Raw genomic sequence first — 17,099 nt, 5'->3', positions numbered from 1 at the left:
TGGCGCTAGTGGCGTTCGTAGACTTCGTCGGCCGCCAGCAGGATATCCACGGGCGGATCGAAGCCGATGACGCGGGCGGTTTCCAGGTTCAGCGCGATCTTCGCCGGATCCATCCATATCTGGTTCAGCTGGCGCGGCCGCGCGCCGTTGAAGATACGGGCGATGGTCTCCGCGTAGAACAGCCCGACGTAGGAATAGTCGGCCTGCGCCAGGCTCATCAGGATGCCTTTTTGGACTTCCTCCGATCCCAGCATGGAAAAACTCGGTACCTTGGCGTCGCGCAGGATGCGCGCCACGTCGGACACGCTGTCCGGCGTGATGCCGCGATGCACGGTGACGTATACGGCGTCCGCCTTGCCGGCGATATCGCGATAGCAGGCCAGCACGTTGCGGGTGGCTTCTTCCTGCGGAATGCCGTTGGCGCGGGCATTGCAGGCGCGCACCGTGAAATGCCGTTCCCGCGCGACCTGTTCGACCGCGTCGACGGCGGCGTAGGTCCGGCCTTCCGGGCTGTCGTCGTAGACCAGGCCCAGCGTTTTGAACGGCACGATGTCGTGGAAAAGGCGAACCTGGCGCTGGTAGCGCTCGGGCTGCACGCGGGCATGAAGGTTGTCCAGGCCGCTATCCTCCGCGCTCTTGACGATGTGCGCGCCCACGGCGTCGCTGGTGGACGCGACCACCGTCGGCACGGGCGCTCCCAGCGTGGCCATGTCCTGGCCGGCCAGGGTGCCCATCGCGATGATCAGGTCGATATCGCCGCGCTCGCGGATGCGGGCCTGTATCGATTGCCGCACGGCGGGCCGTTTGCCGGCGTCGAAGTTGCCGGGCTGCCACCAGGCATCGGCAACGAATTCCAGGACGTCGCTTCGGGCGTTATCGGCCAGGAACTGCCATATCTGGTGGCCGGTCAGTCCCTCCGGAATCGGCGGCACCGTCAGCCAGCCCAGCTGCTGCAAACCGGCGACGATCACCCGCAGGGTGCGCGGGTACTCGCTGTAGTCGCCGCTTTCGAAATAGCCGACGCGCCATTTGCGGCCGTCGGGGCGCGGCTTGAGCGTGGTGGGAAACACACGGGCGGAAACCTGGGGCGGGGCGGCCTGGACGGCGGGCGAGGGCTGCGCGGCGGCCCCGGCGGGCGCGGCGGTCTGCGCGAACGCCAGCAGGTTCGGCGCGCACAGCACAAGCAGGCAGATGAGGCGTTTCATCATGGAAGGCGTACCACGATCAGGGTGATGTCATCGGTTTGCTCGACATCCTTGGCAAAGTCCTGGATATCGTCCAGCAGCCTTTCCGTCAGGCGCGTCGCGGAGGCGCCCGGACGCGCCAGCGTATTGACCATGCGCTCCAGGCCGTAGTGCCGGCCGAGCGTGTTGGCCGCGTCGGTGACGCCGTCGGTGTAGCCGACCAGCACCTCGCCGCGCTCCAGCCGGGCGCTGAATGCATGATAGGACACGTTATCCTGCACGCCGCACGCGGGGCCGCCGCGGCCGTGCAGCGTGCGGACAATGCCGTCGGCGCCGATCAGCAGGGCCGGCGGATGGCCGGCATTCGCCCATCGCAGCTCGCCGGTATCCAGGTCCAGCACGCCCAGCAGCAGGGTGACGAACATCAGGTTGGGATTGTTCTCGGCCAGGCGATTATTGACCCGCGCCATGATAAGGGCGGGGTCGGTCTCGTCCTCCGCCGTCGCCCGGATCAAGGTGCGGGTGACCGCCATGAACAGGGCGGCCGGTACGCCCTTGTCCGAGACGTCTCCGATGGCCAGGCACAGCTTTCCGTTGGGCAGCAGGAAATAGTCGTACAGGTCGCCGCCGACCTCCTTGGCCGGCCGCATGACGGCGTGCAGCTCGATGCGTTCCGTGACTTCGCGCGGCAGCGGTACGGGCAGCAAGCCCAGCTGGATGGCGCGGGCGATATTGAGTTCGCTTTCGAAGCGTTCGCGCGCCGTCGTTTCCCGCATCAGGCGGGCCACGTTTTCGCGCAGCCGCCTGTCCATGAAAAGGAAGGACGAGGCCAGCCGGCCCACTTCGTCGCGGTAGCGGTCCGGCAGGTCCGCGATATGGGCCGGCACGGAGGAGGGCGCGGTAAGGTCCTGGCGGGGCAGCTCGCGCGCATAGCGCGTCAGCTTGCGCAAGGGCCGCACGATATGCGACGCGACCAGCCAGGCGCACAGCAGCGCTAGCAGCAGCGTGGCGGCGAAGATCATGGCCTGCCGGTTCAGCAGCGCCGTCGCGGGCGCGGCGAAGTCGCGTTCCGGCACGACCGCGACGACGGTCCAGCCCAGCGGCTTGAAGCGCATGGCTTCGATATGCTGTGCGCCGTCGCCCGAGTCGAATTCGATGACCTGCGTGGACGACGTGGCGGTGACCCCGCGCAGCAGCTCGCGCAGCGTCCTGCCGCCACGGATATCGCGCGTGTCCAATAGCCCGGCGGCGCGCGCCGGCGGCGGCACGACCGCTTCGTCATCGTCGGCGGTAATGAAGACGAAGCCGGAGCGCGCCAGCGTCAGGCGCGATAGCGTGTCGCGCAGGGCATTTTTCATTTGCGTGCGTCGCGTATCGACCTGTTCGATGACGTCTTGAACGCTATCGCTGACGGCGATGACCCAGTCCCACGGACGGAAGTACCCGAAATACGCGTAGCGGGCCTCGTCGCGGCCGCCCGCGCCGTCCGCCCGGTCCGCGTCCGCGCGCGGCGGCCAGCGGTAGATGGCGAACCCATATCCGGAATCGTGGCTTTCGTCGTAAAGCGCCTGGGCCAGGGGGCGTCCCTTCAGATCCGTGACGCCGGCCAGGTCGCGATCCCGCATGGAAGGATTGCCGCTGGCCAGCACCTGGCCGTCGGCGTCGTAGACGAACGCGTAGCGGCGTTCGCCGAAATTCAGACGGTCGATCCAGGCGCGCGCCATGCCCTTGGCCGCGCCCGGGCTGATGACGCCGCGCTCGGCCATGTCGGCATAGCCGGCCAGTGCCGATGCCACGATGGTGCCGGTCTGCAGCAATTGGCGGCGCCCATTGCGCACCATGGTGACCTTGTCCGTGAGCAAGGAGGACCACCGCGCTTCGAGGTCGCGCTGGATCAGCGCCATGATGTTGCTGACGGCGTGCTGCTCGCCGGACGACACCGTGCGGGTGACGTCCCGCCGGCTGGTCAGCATGATGAATACCGCCACCACCAGCAGGATCGCCACCACCAGGAGAAAGATCTTGCTGCGCAGGGAATGCGAGAACATGGAGGCGGCCAGGTTGGGATGACCTCGAAAAAACTGATGCAAGACCGGGCAAGTGTAAATAATATCCAACGCGTTGTGTGCGAGGCGATCGATCCTGGAAACCACTGATGCGCGAACCATTGCAGCGGGTATTGGAAGGGCTGCGCCGTCGTCCCATATTGGAAGTGACGCTGGCTTGCCTGGCCATGCTGCTTCTTGCACAGGCCTTGATCGGCGCCTTGAGCCTATCGGCGCTGCACCGGCTGGCGGCGGACACCACCGCGGACCGGGTCGAAGTCGCGGCACGCCAGGTGGCCGGTTCGATCGAGAACGGGCTACGGCTGGGGAAACCGCTGGGGCAGTTTTTCGGACTGCGGCAGCTGCTGCGCGACGGCACCCGCGATGTCGCCGGAATCGTCGGCGTGGCCGTGCTGCTGCCGGACGGCGGCGATATCGCCGCGCTGGGTGAGCCCATCGACGCGCCGGCACTGGCGCGGGCGCTGTTCCTTGCGCCGGGCGCCGCTTTGCCGGACGGCATGACGCGGCGAACCTCCGGCGCGCTGATGACCACCGGGCGGGACCGGATCGATCTGGCGGTGTCCTTGTCAGGCGAGGGGGGCGAACCGCTCGGCGCGCTGGTGGTCTCGGCCACGCGCGACAGCGCCGCGGTGCGGGCGATGCTGCTGCGGAACGTGACGGTGCTGGCCGCCATTACCCTGGCGGTCGGGATGGGCCTGGCCGCTGGCTTCCGATTCCTGGTTTCCCCGGCCACGCTGGTTGCGGGTGGACGCGGGCGTTTCGTGGCGCCGCTGGTGGCGCTGGTCCTGGCGCAGGGCGTGTACGCCGTCTATACCGTGAATACGTTCCGCGAAGGCTGGCTGCAGGTCACGCGCGGCAACGTCGCGCTGTTGGCCGAAGGCTTGCAGCGCGATCTGGATCGCATCCTGGGCTACGGCATCGACCTGGACAGGCTGCGCGGTGTCGAGGCGCCTTTCACGCGGTTGGCCGCGACCTTTCCGGCCATCCGCGAGATCGATCTGGTCGATGCCGCGGGGCGCACGCTGAACCGCGCGGACGGCCGCGGTCCCTTGCCGGTGGCGGGGGGAAGCGCCGAGGCGGCTCCGGCGGCCGATGAATTGACGCTGGTGTTGCCGCTGGGGCACGGGTTGCCGCGCGCGCAGTCGCATGGCAGCCTGGTCGTGCGCTTGTCCGAAGATGTGCTGGCGCGCGGCGTCCGGAGCCGGATGATGGACGCCATCACCGTCGTGGCGGTCGCGCTGGTGGCAACGGTGGAGATGCTGTTGTTGCTGTCGCTGCTGCTGGACCGGGGCTTCAGGATACCCGCGCCGGGTAGCGCCGGCACCGCCGCCTTGGACGACACTTCGGATATCGGCCGCATCGCGCGGCCGGTGATGTTCGGTTTCCTGTTCGCATGGGCGATGCCGCTGAGTTTTCTTCCCCTGTACGCCCGCAGTCTGCCATCCCTTGGGCTGGCCCTGCCATCCAACCTGCTGCTGGCTTTGCCGATTTCGGTGGAAATGGGTTGCGGGCTGTTGACGGCGCTGCTGGCAGGCCGGCTGACCGATCGCCGCGGCTGGCGGGTACCGGTGCTGGGCGGCCTGGCCGTGTCCTGCGCCGGCATGCTGGCCTGCGCTGCCGCCGCCAATCTGCCAATGTTCGCCGCCGCGCGCGGCCTGGTGGGATTGGGATACGGACTGGCCTGGATGGGCCTGCAGGGCTTTGTCGTGACACGCAGCAGCCCGCTGTACCGGGGGCGCAATATGAGCGGCGTGATCGCGGGCCTGTTCGCGGGCCACCTGACGGGCGCGGCGGTGGGCGCCATGCTGATGGAGCAGTTGGGGTTTCGCCCGGTGTTCGTCATAGGCGCGGCCATGTTGATCGTACCGGTGCTCGGCGTCCTGGTGCTGATGCGGCCTTACATGAGCCATGGCCCGCGTGCCGGCGTTGTACTGGACGACGCGCGGAATGCGGCCGTGGCGCGCCGTATGGCGGAGGCCGCGCCTGCGGCCGTTGCGAGGCACGTGGGGCACGCGACGGACGACGCCGCGCCGGCCGGCGGCGGGGCTTTGCGGCGCGCCGCCGGCGGGCTGGCGCGGACGGCGCGGCTGGTATGCACCCGCGACTTCGGACTGCTGCTGCTGGGCAGCGTCATTCCGTTTTCCATTGCGCAGGCGGGCCTGCTGTCCTTCGCCTTGCCGCTGTATCTGGAGTCCGCCGGCGTGGCCGCGTCGACCGTGGGTCGCGTATTGATGATCTACGGCCTGTGCGTCATCTATGTCGGGCCGCTGATGGGCCGCCTGGTGGATCGTTCGCCGTCCAGGAAAGCCTGGATCGTGCTGGGCGGGCTGATCGGCAGCGCCGGCATGCTGGGCCTGTATTTCGACACCGGCCTGGCCGCCGCGACGCTGGCGGTGCTGCTGCTGGCCCTGGCCAGCTGTTTTTCGGGTGCGTCGCAATCGCCCTATATGCTGGCGCTGCCCGACGTACAGGACTACGGTCCGGCGGGCGCGACCAGCGTGATGCGCGCGGCCGACAAGCTGGGACAGATGGCGGGCCCCTTGATGGTGGGCGCGCTGTTCGGCACGGCGGGCATGGGCGCCAGCCTGGCCATTACCGGCCTGGTCTATCTATGCGCCACCTTCGTTTTCATGGCGTTCGCGCCAGCAAGGCCGGCGCGAAGGGGATGACCGGCACACGGCGCGTCAACGACGTCAGCAGCTCGGCCGCGATGGTGCCCATATGGCGCGCGACTGCCTCCACCGGCAATTCAGGCGTCCCCCACAGCACGACGGGCGCGCCGATGGCAATGGGCGGCAAGCCCGTCAGGTCCACCGGGAGGAGGTCCATCGTGACGCCGCCGAGTATCGCGGCGGCATGGCCGTCCACGCGTACCGGTGTGCCGGGCGGCGCGTGACGCGGATACCCGTCGCCATAGCCGCAGGCAACCAGTCCCACGCGCAAGGGCACGGAAACCCGCACGGCGCCGTTATATCCGATGTGCTCGCCGGCTGCCACGTCGCGCAGGCCGACGATGCGCGAATGCAGCGACATCGATGGCCGCAGGCCCAGTGCGGGGCCGTCCATGGCGGGCAGCGGGCTCGCGCCATACAGCGCCAGTCCGGGCCGCACCCAGTCCGTTCCGCGCGCGGCGTCCGGGTGGCGCAACAAGGCCGCGGAGTTGCTGCAGCTGCGCGGTCCCGGCAGGCCGCGCGCCAGCGCCCGGAAGCGCGCGTCCGCCCGCGCCAGGCCGTCCGCGTGCTCTGCGCTGCCGTAATGGTTCAGGTGGCCGATTCCTGCGATACGGCCCCTGGCCGCCAGCACGGCGCAGCGGGCGTAGGCTGCCGCATAGCCGGCATCGTCGAAACCCACATAACCGATATCGCCGGTGTAGCGCAGCCAGATCCAGGGCGGCGGTCCGGATGGCTCGGCGGCTTCCAGCCAATCGATTTGCGCCGCATGGGACAGCACGAGGTGCAGGTCCGGCATGTCCAGCCTGCGCGCCTCGTCCGCTTCCAGCAGGCCGCCGTAGACCAGGATGGGGGCATTCCAGCCCGCCTCGCGGCAATCCCGCGCATCGGCCAACTGCGTCACGGCCAGCCCGTCGGCGGCCGCCAATGCCGGCAGGATGCGGCGTATCCCGTGTCCATAGGCATCGGCCTTGACGGTGGCCCAAATGCGCGGGGCATCCGCCGGCGGGCCGGCCACCAGCGCGCGTATCCTTGCCAGGTTGTGCGCGATCGCGGCGATGTCGATACGCGCATGGACACGAAGGCCGGTGGTTTCCGTATCCATGGCGATCAACCGTGGCCGGCGACCAGGGTCAATCTGTTCCAGCCGCCGTCGCGCCGGTAGCGAAGGTCTTTCAGGTAGTGCCGCATCAGGCGCAATCCCTGGCCGCCGGGCGTGGCGTCCTCCAGGGTGTGGGGCAGGGAAGCCGGCGACCATGCCGTGGGATCGAAGGCGCGCCCGTTGTCGGCGATTTCGACGCAGAGGTCCGTCGCGTCGCGATGGTAGGCCAGTTCCACCGTGGGCGAGCCCGACACCGGGATGCTTCCGGCGAAGGCGTGCGTCAAGACGTTGGTCAGGGCTTCGTCCATGGCCAGCGCCAGTGCGAAACGGGTGCGCTCGGGCCACTGCTCGCGCTCGGCAATGGCTTCCAGCCATTGCATGGCGGGGCTGACGGAATCGTGGCCCGGAATCAGCCGCAGCGTATCGGATCGGGGAGCCATCGCGAGATCGACCTTGAGTGCCAGGCGCCAGTATGCCCGATGCCGTCCGTACGTCGTAATCCGCATGGCCGGCACGCCCACGCTCGCGTATGATTCCGCAAAAATGCGGCGTGCACGCCGCGTGCCGTGGACGTCGTGATTATCTACCAGGATGCCCTATCCATGACTCTCGCCATCGAAAAAGTCGGTTCGGCGCTGGTGGTATCGCCGCGCGGCCAGATCAACAGCGCCAACGCCGCCGCCGTCGAATCGGAGCTTCTCTCGCACGTCGATAACGGAGAACGCAAGCTGGTCCTGGATTTGTCCGGACTGGACTACATTTCCAGCGCCGGCCTGCGCGTCATGCTGCTGGTCGCCAAGCGCCTGAAGCAGCAGGCCGGCGCGCTCGCCCTGTGCGGTATCCAGCCGCACGTGCGCGAAGTATTCGATATCAGCGGATTCCTGGCCATCCTGACCGTGGTGGAATCGCGCGGCGATGCGCTGGCCCTGATGGACTAGGAACGTGTCAATAACGCAAGGAGGAGAAGGAGCATGACCCAAGACCACACCCAGGACTATCTGCCGCGCGACGCCGCGCAGGCCACGCTGGTGGGGCGCGTCTGGCGTCCGGCGCCGATAGACGGGCCCAGTATCGTCGCGGTGCGCAATGGCCTGGTGTTCGATATCACGGCGACCGTGCCGACCATGGCCGACCTGCTGGACCAGCCGGACCCGGCCGACATCGCGCGCTCCGCGCCCGGAGAATCCCTGGGCCCGGTGGGTGCGCTGCTGCAGGCGAGCATTCGCCATGGCGGCGCGGATACCGCCGCCAGTCCCTCGGCCGTGACGCTGCTGGCGCCCTGCGACGTGCAGGCGATCAAGGCATGCGGCGTGACCTTCGCGGTCAGCCTGCTCGAAAGGCTGATCGAGGAACGCACCGGCGGCGATGCCGGCGCCGCGCAAGCCATGCGCGCGACGCTGCAGGAAACCCTGGGGACCGACCTGCGCAGCATCAAGCCGGGGTCGGACGGCGCGCTGCGCCTGAAGGAAACCCTGATCAGCCGGGGCGCGTGGTCGCAGTATATGGAGGTCGGCATCGGGATCGACGCGGAGGTGTTCTCCAAATCGCAACCCATGTCGGCGGTAGGCTTCGGCGCGGACGTCGGCCTGTTGCCCGCCTCGGAATGGAACAATCCCGAGCCGGAAATCGTGCTGGCGGTCAACAGCCGCGGCGAGACGGTCGGCGCCACGCTGGGCAACGACGTCAATCTGCGCGACATCGAGGGCCGCAGCGCGCTGCTGCTGGGCAAGGCCAAGGACAACAACGGCTCCTGCGCCATCGGCCCCTTCATCCGCCTGTTCGATGCGCACTACGGCATCGATAACGTGCGCGACGATAGCGTGTCCCTGCTGATCGAAGGCGCGGACGACGGCTTCGTGCTCAATGGGGTGAGCCATATGCGCGAGATCAGCCGCGATCCCCTGGAACTGGTGTCGCAGACCTACGGCCGTCACCATCAGTACCCGGACGGCTTCATGCTTTTCCTGGGCACGATGTTCTCGCCGATCCAGGACCGCGGCACACCGGGCAGCGGTTTCACGCACAAGACGGGCGACCGCGTGACCATCGCGTCGCCGGGGCTGGGCAAACTGGTCAACACGGTGCGGAAATGCACCGAGATCCCGCCATGGACCTACGGCGTGCGCAAGCTGTACGCCAACCTTGCGCGGCGCGGACTGCTGCGCTAGCGGCCCGATCGGCGGGGCGCAGCCGCGCCTCGCGTCGCATCGCGCTCGCCTGGACACAAGGCCAGCGCCCATGTCGCGGAGATCCTCCGCGCGATAAGAGTTGACTGAAACCTGAATTTGGGGGCGCCGTGCGGGGCACGGCGCTTGCTTTGGCCCAGACGGGATCATTGCTGCGGGCGGCCGAACGGCTGGCCATGCCGGTGGCGCCCCAGCACGCGGCCGTGTAGTTCGGCGTACTGCCCACCCTGGCGGCCATACTGGTGCCGCTGGCGTTTGCCGGGCATGCGCAACGCTTGGACCGACGTCAAGCTGGAAGTGGTGACCGCGTCAAATTCCGAACTGCTGGGGCAGCAGCATCGGAAAGGCGCCGCCGGCAGCGCGTGCCGGCGGCAATTCCGGGCAGCGAGGAGCGGGTCGGCATCACTACCCGGCGGGCCGCTGTGCCCACGACGGCGGCGCCGTCGATGATGGCCTCTTCTGCAAGAGGCAGCGACGGCACGGAAGTATTGATGGCGGAGGCGTCCGTACGATCGCGATACGCATGACGCCCGAGCGTGTCCGACTGGTGCCTTGAAGGGATCACGAACTGGCCCCGGGTCAAGAACGCGTTGCGCGCCCTGGCCAAGTTCCGGCCCGCAAGTGGCACATCATTTCGCCGGCTACGGCGCGGTTGAAGATGGCACCGATCTTGGTGGCTGCCGCGGCGCACAAGGAGGCGTTGCGAATGGCTCCGCAATCTTCCAGAGACAGCTTGCCATTCTTTAGCACTGCAAGAAATTCCTCGTCGGTTGTTCCGAACGCGTCCACCGCACTGGCGGATTGCAGTGCTTGCGCCGTGGTTGCGTCGAACTCTTTCGCCTGTGCCAGTGATGCCTTGATGGCCGCTTCGGGCGTATAACCCTGCCGATTGGCTTCATGCATGCCGTCGACGATATTTGTATTGACGGCAATGTCGCGAATTTGCCGGATCTGCGTGTTGTTGACTTCGGGAATTCTGTTCGCCAGGAATACGGTCGTGACTTGGCAGGTGCCGTTGTAGCTTCTCGTGGTGGAGGCAAGAACCGCTTGCGCTGTGCCGTCCGTTTCTTCTTGTTCTTCGGCTTCGCTGCTCGAGGCGGTTGACGAAGCCGTGGTCAAGCTTGTGCTGCTACTGCTGTCGCCAGTAATGCTTTCGATTGCCGCCATGTTGGCCCTGCTTTGGCGCAAGGCTGTCGCGGTCGACCCCGCGGGCGCGTACCCCTTGCTTTCTGCATAGCTGCCCAGTGCCGATGCCCCGGTTTCCGGATCAACGCTGCCGCCTAGCGTAAATACATCGAGGATCAATGTAATAGGAGTGAGCAGAAGTGCGACACCCGCCTCGCCATAGTCACCATTGGAGGCGGCGTCGCCGGATTTCTTCAGCTGGTCCATCGTATGACAGCCTGCCAGCGCGGCCAACGATACGGCGCAAGCAATCTTCAAGACTATCGATTTCATCATTGTCTCCGTCTCGGCATCCATCAGCGTCCAATCCCGCATCGCGCGGCCAGTGCTTCGTATTCAGCGTGGTGCTCGACCACCAATTCCGTGCGCCCTGGGCCATCGAGCTTGCTGCATTCGTCGGTGGTCCCAGCCGGGAGTGTCGTGCGTCTCGGGGTGCCGTTGCTCGCGTTGCTTGATGGCCGTGCCTCGCTTTGCGCATTGAGATCCCGCATGCTCTTGTCCGCCTTAGCGAACTCCATGACAACCTCGTTCTGGATCTGGTTTACGCGCTCCAGCATCGCGGTCTGGATCAACGCGATCGCGGGATTGCTCGTCATACCGAGCGGAGCATGCAAGCTGAAGTCAACCAACGATTGGCGCGTGGCAGCCATGCAAGCCTGTCTTACCTGTGAGATGGGAGATGTCGTCTGGCATATCTTTAGTACATCTCGCGTGAGAACGGCCAGCTCCACTATCTTGGCCGGGACGTCGTAAGCGGCGTTCACGGTATTCTTGCTTACCCCCAGCAGCTTGGCGAATGCGTCCGTCATGGCGTCGCTCGCGACCATGCTCGCTGCTTCCTTTGGCCCGGCCATGAGCTTTTCGCCGATCTGGAAAAAATGATCTTCCCGCGAGTGGTCTGCGTTATCGGCATTCTTGTCGGATGGAACCAAAGCCTTGCGGCATTGCCGATAGCCATCCTGGGCTTTCTCCTGTAGCGCTTCGCGCATCACGTGCAACCGCTCGCATCTTTGAAGTGCGCAGCGGCGACCGGAGTTGCCGCCCGTACTGCCGGACGATGAGCTGCTCGCGTTCAGACAGCGGTTGTGCGCGTCGTTGAGCGTCTGCAGCGGCCGCGCCATCCGTTCCCGGAACGCATCGCAGTCCTGCAAGGACGAGGGATTGCGGGGCGCGGACAGGCCCATGTTGATGGGTACGCCGTCCACGATTACGGTCGGGGCAGCGATTACGCCAGGTGACAGGAAGGCTAACGCCTGAATTGCAAGCAGCGATGCCCATGCAGCGGCCATGTCCATTCCCTTGATTGATGCTTTACGGCGAATGGTAAGAGCGCGAGGGGCGTGCCGCGTACTCAGAATTGGGTATGCGGCGTCGATGCGGGAAAATAAGCCGGGCGGGGGAGGACGGCGCTACTCCTGCAGCAAACAGGCGAGCCTGACCAGCTCGGACTGCCGATTGCATTCCATCTTTTTCATTAGCGAGGCAACCTGCTTGCGCACTGTGAGGACCGCTGTTCGCCGCAATACCGCGATTTCATCCACACTGTGACCGGCGGCGAGTCCTGCCAGCACGGCTGCCTCGCCGCGAGTGATGTCGAACACGGAGGCAAGCCGTTCGGCGTCCGGCGTCGCGAAGGCGCTTTTCCGGCGCATGCGGACGAGCAGCATGCGGTTTCCAAGCAGGCTGAGACCGGGCGATGCCGCGGCGATATCCAGCAGGATGACATCGCCCCAACCGGATGTCGTAGCGTGCAATCGTGCCCGACCGTCCGCGGTGACGGCACGGCATTGCGCCTCGAAGCGCGCCTGGATATCGCGGTCGGCATGCTGCAATTTTCCTCCACGGATACGCCATCCTTTCATGGCCTCCAGGTAGCGCTCCGCAAGCGGCGATCCACGGATAAGCGAGGCGTCGTCGCCCAACAGGAATATCGCCTGGTCGGCGCTGGAAAAAGCATCTTCGATTGATTGGAATCTCATTTCCACCGCCGCGTGGCGCCTAGCCATTTGGCTGCGCAGGACACGAAAATAGGCCGCCAGATTGCCGGAGTTCAGGTGGTCGCCGGCTTTGTCATCGACCGTTCCACGCTGAAAGCCCAATGCGGCACGTACGGACGGCCCGGACTCCAGGACGAGGGACACGATCTGCCCCATCCGATGCTTGGTCATGAAGTCAGTGTGGAACTCGCTGCGCCGGAGTTGGGCGGAGGTGTACATCTGTGCGGTATCGAGCCACGTCCCCGCAGGGGCATGGCGCGAGCCCTGCTCAAGAATATCGCAGCTATGAAAGTGTGATTCGTAATCAGCGAAGCATTGTTCCTCGAACCCGACCGCCGAAAAATTCAACAGCGTATTTTTGGAATCGAAGATGATGAGCGTGGCACTGTCGGCACCTGCCAGATCGCGTGCGGTCTGCAGGATATCGCTCCATGGAGGCGCAGGATCAGTCAGGTGGTCGACAGCCTCCAGAGCTCGTCTGAAGGCAGTTCGATACGCTGCCATTTTTTTCTCCAATTCGTGCGCGAATGAAATCGGAATAACCATATGTTATCCAGACGTCCGCGCAGTCGCCTCGTCCAAAAGCGTAAGCCGAATTGCCTAATAGCAGTGTGGTGCAGGCATGCGGTCTTTCGATGTGTCCCGGCGCATTGCGCTCTTCCAGGAACTCGATACGCTCGCTTCGGTCGGCGCGGTCATCGCCAGTTCGACCAGCGGCGTGCGGCCCGGTACGTTCACGGCCGGCCTAGCGCATCGCGAACGTTGCCTAGTCGCGCATCCTCCGAATCATGATCAGCCAGGGCGCGTGGTCGCAGTGCATGGAGGTCGGCATCGGGATCGACGCGGAAGTGTTCTCCAAATCGCAACCCATGTCGCCGGTAGGCTTCGGCGCGAAAGTCGGCTTCGTGCTCAATGGGGTGAGCCATATGCGGGGCGCAGCCGCGCCTCGCATCGCGCTCGCCTGGACACAAGGCCAGCGCCCATGTCGCGGAGATCCTCCGCGCGATAAAAGTTGACTGAAACCTGAATTTTGGGGGCGCCGTGCGGGGCACGGCGCTTGCTGTTCTGCGCGCGCTTTTTCCACGATTTTTCGAGGGGCGTCGCAGCCGGCCGCATGGGGCAATGAGCCAGATATTCGATAAAGCCGCAGTCCTGTGCGTGAAGCTGGTCCTGATAGGTACGGCGGGCCTGCTTGCCGTGACCATCGCAGTCGTCGTCTGGCAGATGAACGCGCCCGTGGCCGCGGGCGTGGCGGTGGCCCAACCCATTCCTTTCAGCCACAAGCACCACGTCGGCGACGATGGCATCGATTGTCGGTATTGCCATGTGTCGGTGCAGACCTCCGCGTCGGCCGGCATGCCGTCGGCCGAAATCTGCCTGACCTGCCACGCCGTGCTGTTCAAGGATGCGCCCGTGCTCGCGCCGCTGCATGCCAGTGCCGCGAGCGGGATACCCATACATTGGAACCGCGTCTACGACCTGCCCGACTTCGTTTACTTCGATCACAGCGTGCACGTTGCCAAAGGCGTGGCCTGCGTGACTTGCCACGGGCGCGTGGACCAGATGCCGCAACTGGTGCGCAACCAGCCGCTGGAAATGCAATGGTGCCTGGACTGCCATCGCGCACCCGATAAAAGGGTGGGGCCGCCCGACCAGGTGTTCGCCATGCGCGATCCGCCCGCGCTCTCCGAGGACGACATCGCGTCGCTGCGACGCATCTACCGCTTCGAGAGCGAGGACCGCATGACCAGTTGCACGACCTGCCATCGCTGACCGGGGACGCCATGCGTATCATTCCTGTCCATCACGATGCGGGCCGGCCCGATGCCGAAGCCCGCCGCGCGGCCGGCGCACCGGACGATCCCGCGCGCCGCGCGCTGTTGAAATGGATGGCGGCATCCGCGGCGCTCGCCACGGCCGGGTGCAGCGGCCCGCCGGCGGAGGCCATCGTGCCGTATGCGCGGATGCCGGAAGGCGGGCCGGGGGACGAGCCTGTTTTCTACGCGAGCGCCGTCACGCGGGCAGGCTACGCCCAGCCCGTATTGGTGGAGACCCATATGGGGCGGCCCACCAAGATCGAAGGTAACCCGCTGCATCCCATGAGCCTGGGCGCGACGGACCCGCATGCGCAGGGCGCCATCCTGCAACTGTGGGATCCGGACCGCTCGCGTACGGTCATGCGTGGCGACGCGGTGTCGACGTGGACGGCGGCGCGCGACGCGCTGGGCGAGCGGCTGGCGGCGCATCGCGCCGTCGGCGGGTCGCGCCTGAGGATACTGACGGCGGGCACGACTTCGCCGACCTTGGCGCGTCAGCTGGATGCGCTCGCGAAGCGCTATCCCGGCATGCGGCACTATCGCCACGATCCGCTGCATGATGCGGCCCAGGCGTCGGGCGCGCACCGCGCGCTGGGATATCCCGCGCGTGCGCTGTACCGCCTGGACCAGGCCACTGTGGTCGTGGCCGTGGGAGCGGACATCTTCACGGATACGCCGGCGGGCGTGCGTTACGCCCGCGACTTCGCGCGCGGCCGCGGCGACGGCGGCACGGCGCGGCCCCGTACCCGCCTGTATGCGATCGAGGCGATGCCCGGCCTGACCGGCGCGATGGCGGACCAGCGCTGGGCCATGACGCCCGATGCCATGGGCGCGCTGTTGCGGCGCCTGGCTTACGCGCTGGGCCTGCCTGACGCCGGCGCGCCGGCAGGCAAGGGCGCGCCCTGGGAATCGCGGCTGGCGGATGCGCTGAAATCCCAGGCCGGTACCGCGCTGCTCGCGGTGGGCCCGACGCTGCCCGCGCGGGACCACGCGCTCGCGTGGTCCATCAATGCGCACCTGGGCGCCCTGGGCCGAACCGTCATCGCCGTGCCGACACGGCCCGCGCCCGGCATCGGCGAGCTGTTCGCGGAGATCCAGGATGGCCGTGTCGACACCTTGCTGCTGATCGATGCCAATCCGGTCTACGACACCCCGGGCGCGCGGCGATTCGCCGATGCGCTGCGTCGGGTGCCGCTGACAATGCACCTGGGCCTGTATCGCGACGAGACTGCGCGCGCCTGCACGTGGCACATACCGCGCGCGCACGAACTGGAAAGCTGGAGCGACGCGCTGGCCTGGGACGGCACGCCGACGATCCTGCAACCGATGATCGCGCCGCTGCATGGCGGGCAGTCGCCGCACACGCTGCTGCAGGCACTGCGGGAGGGCGCCGACCCGAGCGCGCATGAAGCGGTCCGCGAGACGTGGCGGACGCTGTGGACGGATGATTTCGATCGTCATTGGCGTGCGGCTTTGCAGGCTGGTTATGTCGATGGCCAGGCGCCGGGCATGCCCGGCCCGCCGGAAGGCAGACCGCCGCGCAGTCCAGGCGCGCCCATCCGGACCGAAGCCGTGCCGGCCGCGCCGCAAGGCGCGGGAGCGCCCGACGGAACCTTCAGGATCGTCGCCCAGCTGGTGCCCGATCCCTATCTGGGCGCCGGCGCGGATGCCAACAACGCCTGGTTGCAGGAGCTGCCGCGGCCGTTGACCCGGCTGACCTGGGACAACGCCGTGTTCATCGGGCCGCTGACCGCGCGCGCCCGCGGCGTTTCGACCGGCGACGTGGTCAGGTTGACGGCGCCCCACGGCGGGACGGTGGATGCGCCGGTGCACGTCCTCGACGGCCATGCGGAGGACCTGCTGACCCTGCCGCTGGGGTACGGCCGCCGCTTCGCCGGACGGGTCGGGGACAACGTCGGCTTCGATGCCTACGCCTTGCAGGCTATCGATGGCGACGGTACGCCGCTGCCGACGGTGACGGTCGCCATGGAACGCACCGGCCGCACGCACGCGTTCGCCCATGTGCAGACCGAGATGTCCATGCACGGCCGCGACATCGTGCGGGTGGAAGACATCTCCATCGTGCCGGCGGCGACGGCGGCTCCGCCCTCGCGCGCGCCGGAAGGGCCATCCCTGTACCCGGAGGTGGCCTATCCCGACTATGCCTGGGCCATGACCATCGACCTGGACAAGTGCATCGGCTGCAACGCCTGCACGGTGGCCTGCCAGGCAGAGAACAATATCCCCGCGGTCGGCGCGCAGGAGGTCCGGCGCGGCCGCGTCATGCACTGGGTGCGCGTCGACGTCTACCGCGAGGCGCGCGAGACCCTGTTCCAGCCCGTTCCCTGCATGCATTGCGAAGACGCGCCTTGCGAACTGGTGTGTCCCGTGGGCGCCACGGTGCATGATTCGGAGGGCCTGAACGCGCAGGTCTACAACCGCTGCGTGGGCACGCGTTTCTGCTCGAACAACTGTCCGTACAAGGTCAGGCGCTTCAATTTTTTCGAGTACGCCGACCATTCCGAGGACGCCGCCGCGCACCAGAATCCGGACGTCACGGTACGCCAGCGCGGCGTGATGGAGAAGTGCACCTACTGCGTCCAACGCATCAGCCGCGCGCGGATACGCGCGCAGAAAGAGGACCGGCCGCTGCGCGACGGCGAAGTCGTCACCGCCTGCGAAGCCGTGTGTCCGACCCAGGCCATCGTCTTCGGCAACCTGAACGATCCGGCCAGCCGCGTCAACGCCACGCGCGCCTCGCCGCGCGCCTATACCTTGCTGGAGGAACTGAACACGCGTCCGCGCACCCGCTATCTGGCCCGCCAGGCCGATGCCGATGCCACCCTGGAGCCCGACGATGCCTGAGCGCCACGCCAGCCGCGCCGTCACCCGC

12 protein-coding genes and 1 pseudogene are annotated in these 17,099 nt (G+C 66.9%); 6 read left to right on the top strand and 7 right to left on the bottom strand.

Going from position 1 to position 17,099, the window contains the following annotated elements; translation table 11 throughout:
- Positions 1 to 5: 5 nt before the first annotated feature.
- Together CAL28_RS15855 and CAL28_RS15850 are read right to left on the bottom strand one after the other, a co-directional pair.
- Positions 6 to 1,208 carry an ABC transporter substrate-binding protein gene (locus CAL28_RS15855; RefSeq protein WP_440588389.1) on the bottom strand — a complete coding sequence of 401 codons (1,203 nt, stop codon included), beginning with the start codon at positions 1,206 to 1,208 and terminating at the stop codon, positions 6 to 8.
- Entirely contained in the window at positions 1,205 to 3,232 is a 2,028-nt protein-coding gene (locus CAL28_RS15850; protein ID WP_094844662.1) for a SpoIIE family protein phosphatase, read from the bottom strand. The genes CAL28_RS15855 and CAL28_RS15850 overlap by 4 nt, the downstream gene beginning before the upstream one ends.
- Before the next feature lie 107 nt (positions 3,233 to 3,339).
- Here CAL28_RS15850 and CAL28_RS15845 point away from each other — a divergent pair, with 107 nt between their 5' ends.
- Positions 3,340 to 5,919: an MFS transporter gene (locus CAL28_RS15845; RefSeq protein WP_176464017.1), complete on the top strand. Its 2,580-nt coding sequence runs from the start codon at positions 3,340 to 3,342 to the stop codon at positions 5,917 to 5,919.
- Here the strand turns inward: CAL28_RS15845 and alr are convergent.
- On the bottom strand, positions 5,879 to 7,024 hold the full coding sequence (alr, locus tag CAL28_RS15840) for an alanine racemase (RefSeq protein WP_094844660.1): 1,146 nt from the start codon (positions 7,022 to 7,024) through the stop codon (positions 5,879 to 5,881). The genes CAL28_RS15845 and alr overlap by 41 nt on opposite strands.
- Before the next feature lie 5 nt (positions 7,025 to 7,029).
- Positions 7,030 to 7,527, bottom strand: coding sequence for an ATP-binding protein (locus CAL28_RS15835; protein WP_254926144.1), 498 nt, complete (start codon positions 7,525 to 7,527; stop codon positions 7,030 to 7,032).
- Between the two features lie 96 nt (positions 7,528 to 7,623).
- Here CAL28_RS15835 and CAL28_RS15830 point away from each other — a divergent pair, with 96 nt between their 5' ends.
- Positions 7,624 to 7,959: an STAS domain-containing protein gene (locus tag CAL28_RS15830; protein WP_094844658.1), complete on the top strand. Its 336-nt coding sequence runs from the start codon at positions 7,624 to 7,626 to the stop codon at positions 7,957 to 7,959.
- A gap of 33 nt (positions 7,960 to 7,992) precedes the next feature.
- Positions 7,993 to 9,189 carry a fumarylacetoacetate hydrolase family protein gene (locus CAL28_RS15825; RefSeq protein WP_094842262.1) on the top strand — a complete coding sequence of 399 codons (1,197 nt, stop codon included), beginning with the start codon at positions 7,993 to 7,995 and terminating at the stop codon, positions 9,187 to 9,189.
- Between the two features lie 597 nt (positions 9,190 to 9,786).
- Here CAL28_RS15825 and CAL28_RS15820 read toward each other — a convergent pair.
- The 3 genes from CAL28_RS15820 to CAL28_RS15810 all read right to left on the bottom strand — a co-directional run bounded on the left by CAL28_RS15820 (position 9,787) and on the right by CAL28_RS15810 (position 12,935).
- Positions 9,787 to 10,689, bottom strand: coding sequence for a hypothetical protein (locus CAL28_RS15820; protein ID WP_141218197.1), 903 nt, complete (start codon positions 10,687 to 10,689; stop codon positions 9,787 to 9,789).
- Positions 10,689 to 11,681: a hypothetical protein gene (locus tag CAL28_RS15815; protein ID WP_094842260.1), complete on the bottom strand. Its 993-nt coding sequence runs from the start codon at positions 11,679 to 11,681 to the stop codon at positions 10,689 to 10,691. Before CAL28_RS15815 ends, CAL28_RS15820 begins: the two co-directional genes overlap by 1 nt.
- Positions 11,682 to 11,801: 120 nt before the next feature.
- On the bottom strand, positions 11,802 to 12,935 hold the full coding sequence (locus tag CAL28_RS15810; protein ID WP_254926143.1) for a helix-turn-helix transcriptional regulator: 1,134 nt from the start codon (positions 12,933 to 12,935) through the stop codon (positions 11,802 to 11,804).
- A 76-nt stretch (positions 12,936 to 13,011) separates the two neighbouring features.
- On the opposite strand from CAL28_RS15810, the pseudogene CAL28_RS30030 reads away from it, so the two are divergent.
- The 3 genes and pseudogenes from CAL28_RS30030 to CAL28_RS15795 all read left to right on the top strand — a co-directional run.
- Positions 13,012 to 13,140, top strand: a pseudogene (locus tag CAL28_RS30030) (hypothetical protein); the annotation flags it as partial.
- Positions 13,141 to 13,511: 371 nt separating this feature from the next.
- Positions 13,512 to 14,162 (top strand): cytochrome c3 family protein, encoded by a 651-nt coding sequence (locus CAL28_RS15800; protein ID WP_094842258.1) that lies wholly within the window; start codon positions 13,512 to 13,514, stop codon positions 14,160 to 14,162.
- Positions 14,163 to 14,173: 11 nt separating this feature from the next.
- Positions 14,174 to 17,071, top strand: a complete 2,898-nt coding sequence (locus tag CAL28_RS15795) for a 4Fe-4S dicluster domain-containing protein (RefSeq protein ID WP_094844656.1) — start codon at positions 14,174 to 14,176, stop codon at positions 17,069 to 17,071.
- Positions 17,072 to 17,099 lie beyond the last annotated feature (28 nt).

It is taken from the genome of Bordetella genomosp. 11 (assembly GCF_002261215.1).
Taxonomy (GTDB): domain Bacteria; phylum Pseudomonadota; class Gammaproteobacteria; order Burkholderiales; family Burkholderiaceae_B; genus Bordetella_C.
Note: the sequence above shows the minus strand (reverse complement) of the source record. Positions and strands in the feature narration are given on the sequence as shown.

Coding starts and splice junctions, on each gene's coding strand:
- CAL28_RS15855 (WP_440588389.1), bottom strand. CDS start 1,208: ATGATGAAACGCCTCATCTGCCTGCTTGTGCTGTGCGCGCCGAACCTG.
- CAL28_RS15850 (WP_094844662.1), bottom strand. CDS start 3,232: ATGTTCTCGCATTCCCTGCGCAGCAAGATCTTTCTCCTGGTGGTGGCG.
- CAL28_RS15845 (WP_176464017.1), top strand. CDS start 3,340: ATGCGCGAACCATTGCAGCGGGTATTGGAAGGGCTGCGCCGTCGTCCC.
- alr (WP_094844660.1), bottom strand. CDS start 7,024: ATGGATACGGAAACCACCGGCCTTCGTGTCCATGCGCGTATCGACATC.
- CAL28_RS15835 (WP_254926144.1), bottom strand. CDS start 7,527: ATGCGGATTACGACGTACGGACGGCATCGGGCATACTGGCGCCTGGCA.
- CAL28_RS15830 (WP_094844658.1), top strand. CDS start 7,624: ATGACTCTCGCCATCGAAAAAGTCGGTTCGGCGCTGGTGGTATCGCCG.
- CAL28_RS15825 (WP_094842262.1), top strand. CDS start 7,993: ATGACCCAAGACCACACCCAGGACTATCTGCCGCGCGACGCCGCGCAG.
- CAL28_RS15820 (WP_141218197.1), bottom strand. CDS start 10,689: ATGGATGCCGAGACGGAGACAATGATGAAATCGATAGTCTTGAAGATT.
- CAL28_RS15815 (WP_094842260.1), bottom strand. CDS start 11,681: ATGGCCGCTGCATGGGCATCGCTGCTTGCAATTCAGGCGTTAGCCTTC.
- CAL28_RS15810 (WP_254926143.1), bottom strand. CDS start 12,935: ATGGTTATTCCGATTTCATTCGCGCACGAATTGGAGAAAAAAATGGCA.
- CAL28_RS15800 (WP_094842258.1), top strand. CDS start 13,512: ATGAGCCAGATATTCGATAAAGCCGCAGTCCTGTGCGTGAAGCTGGTC.
- CAL28_RS15795 (WP_094844656.1), top strand. CDS start 14,174: ATGCGTATCATTCCTGTCCATCACGATGCGGGCCGGCCCGATGCCGAA.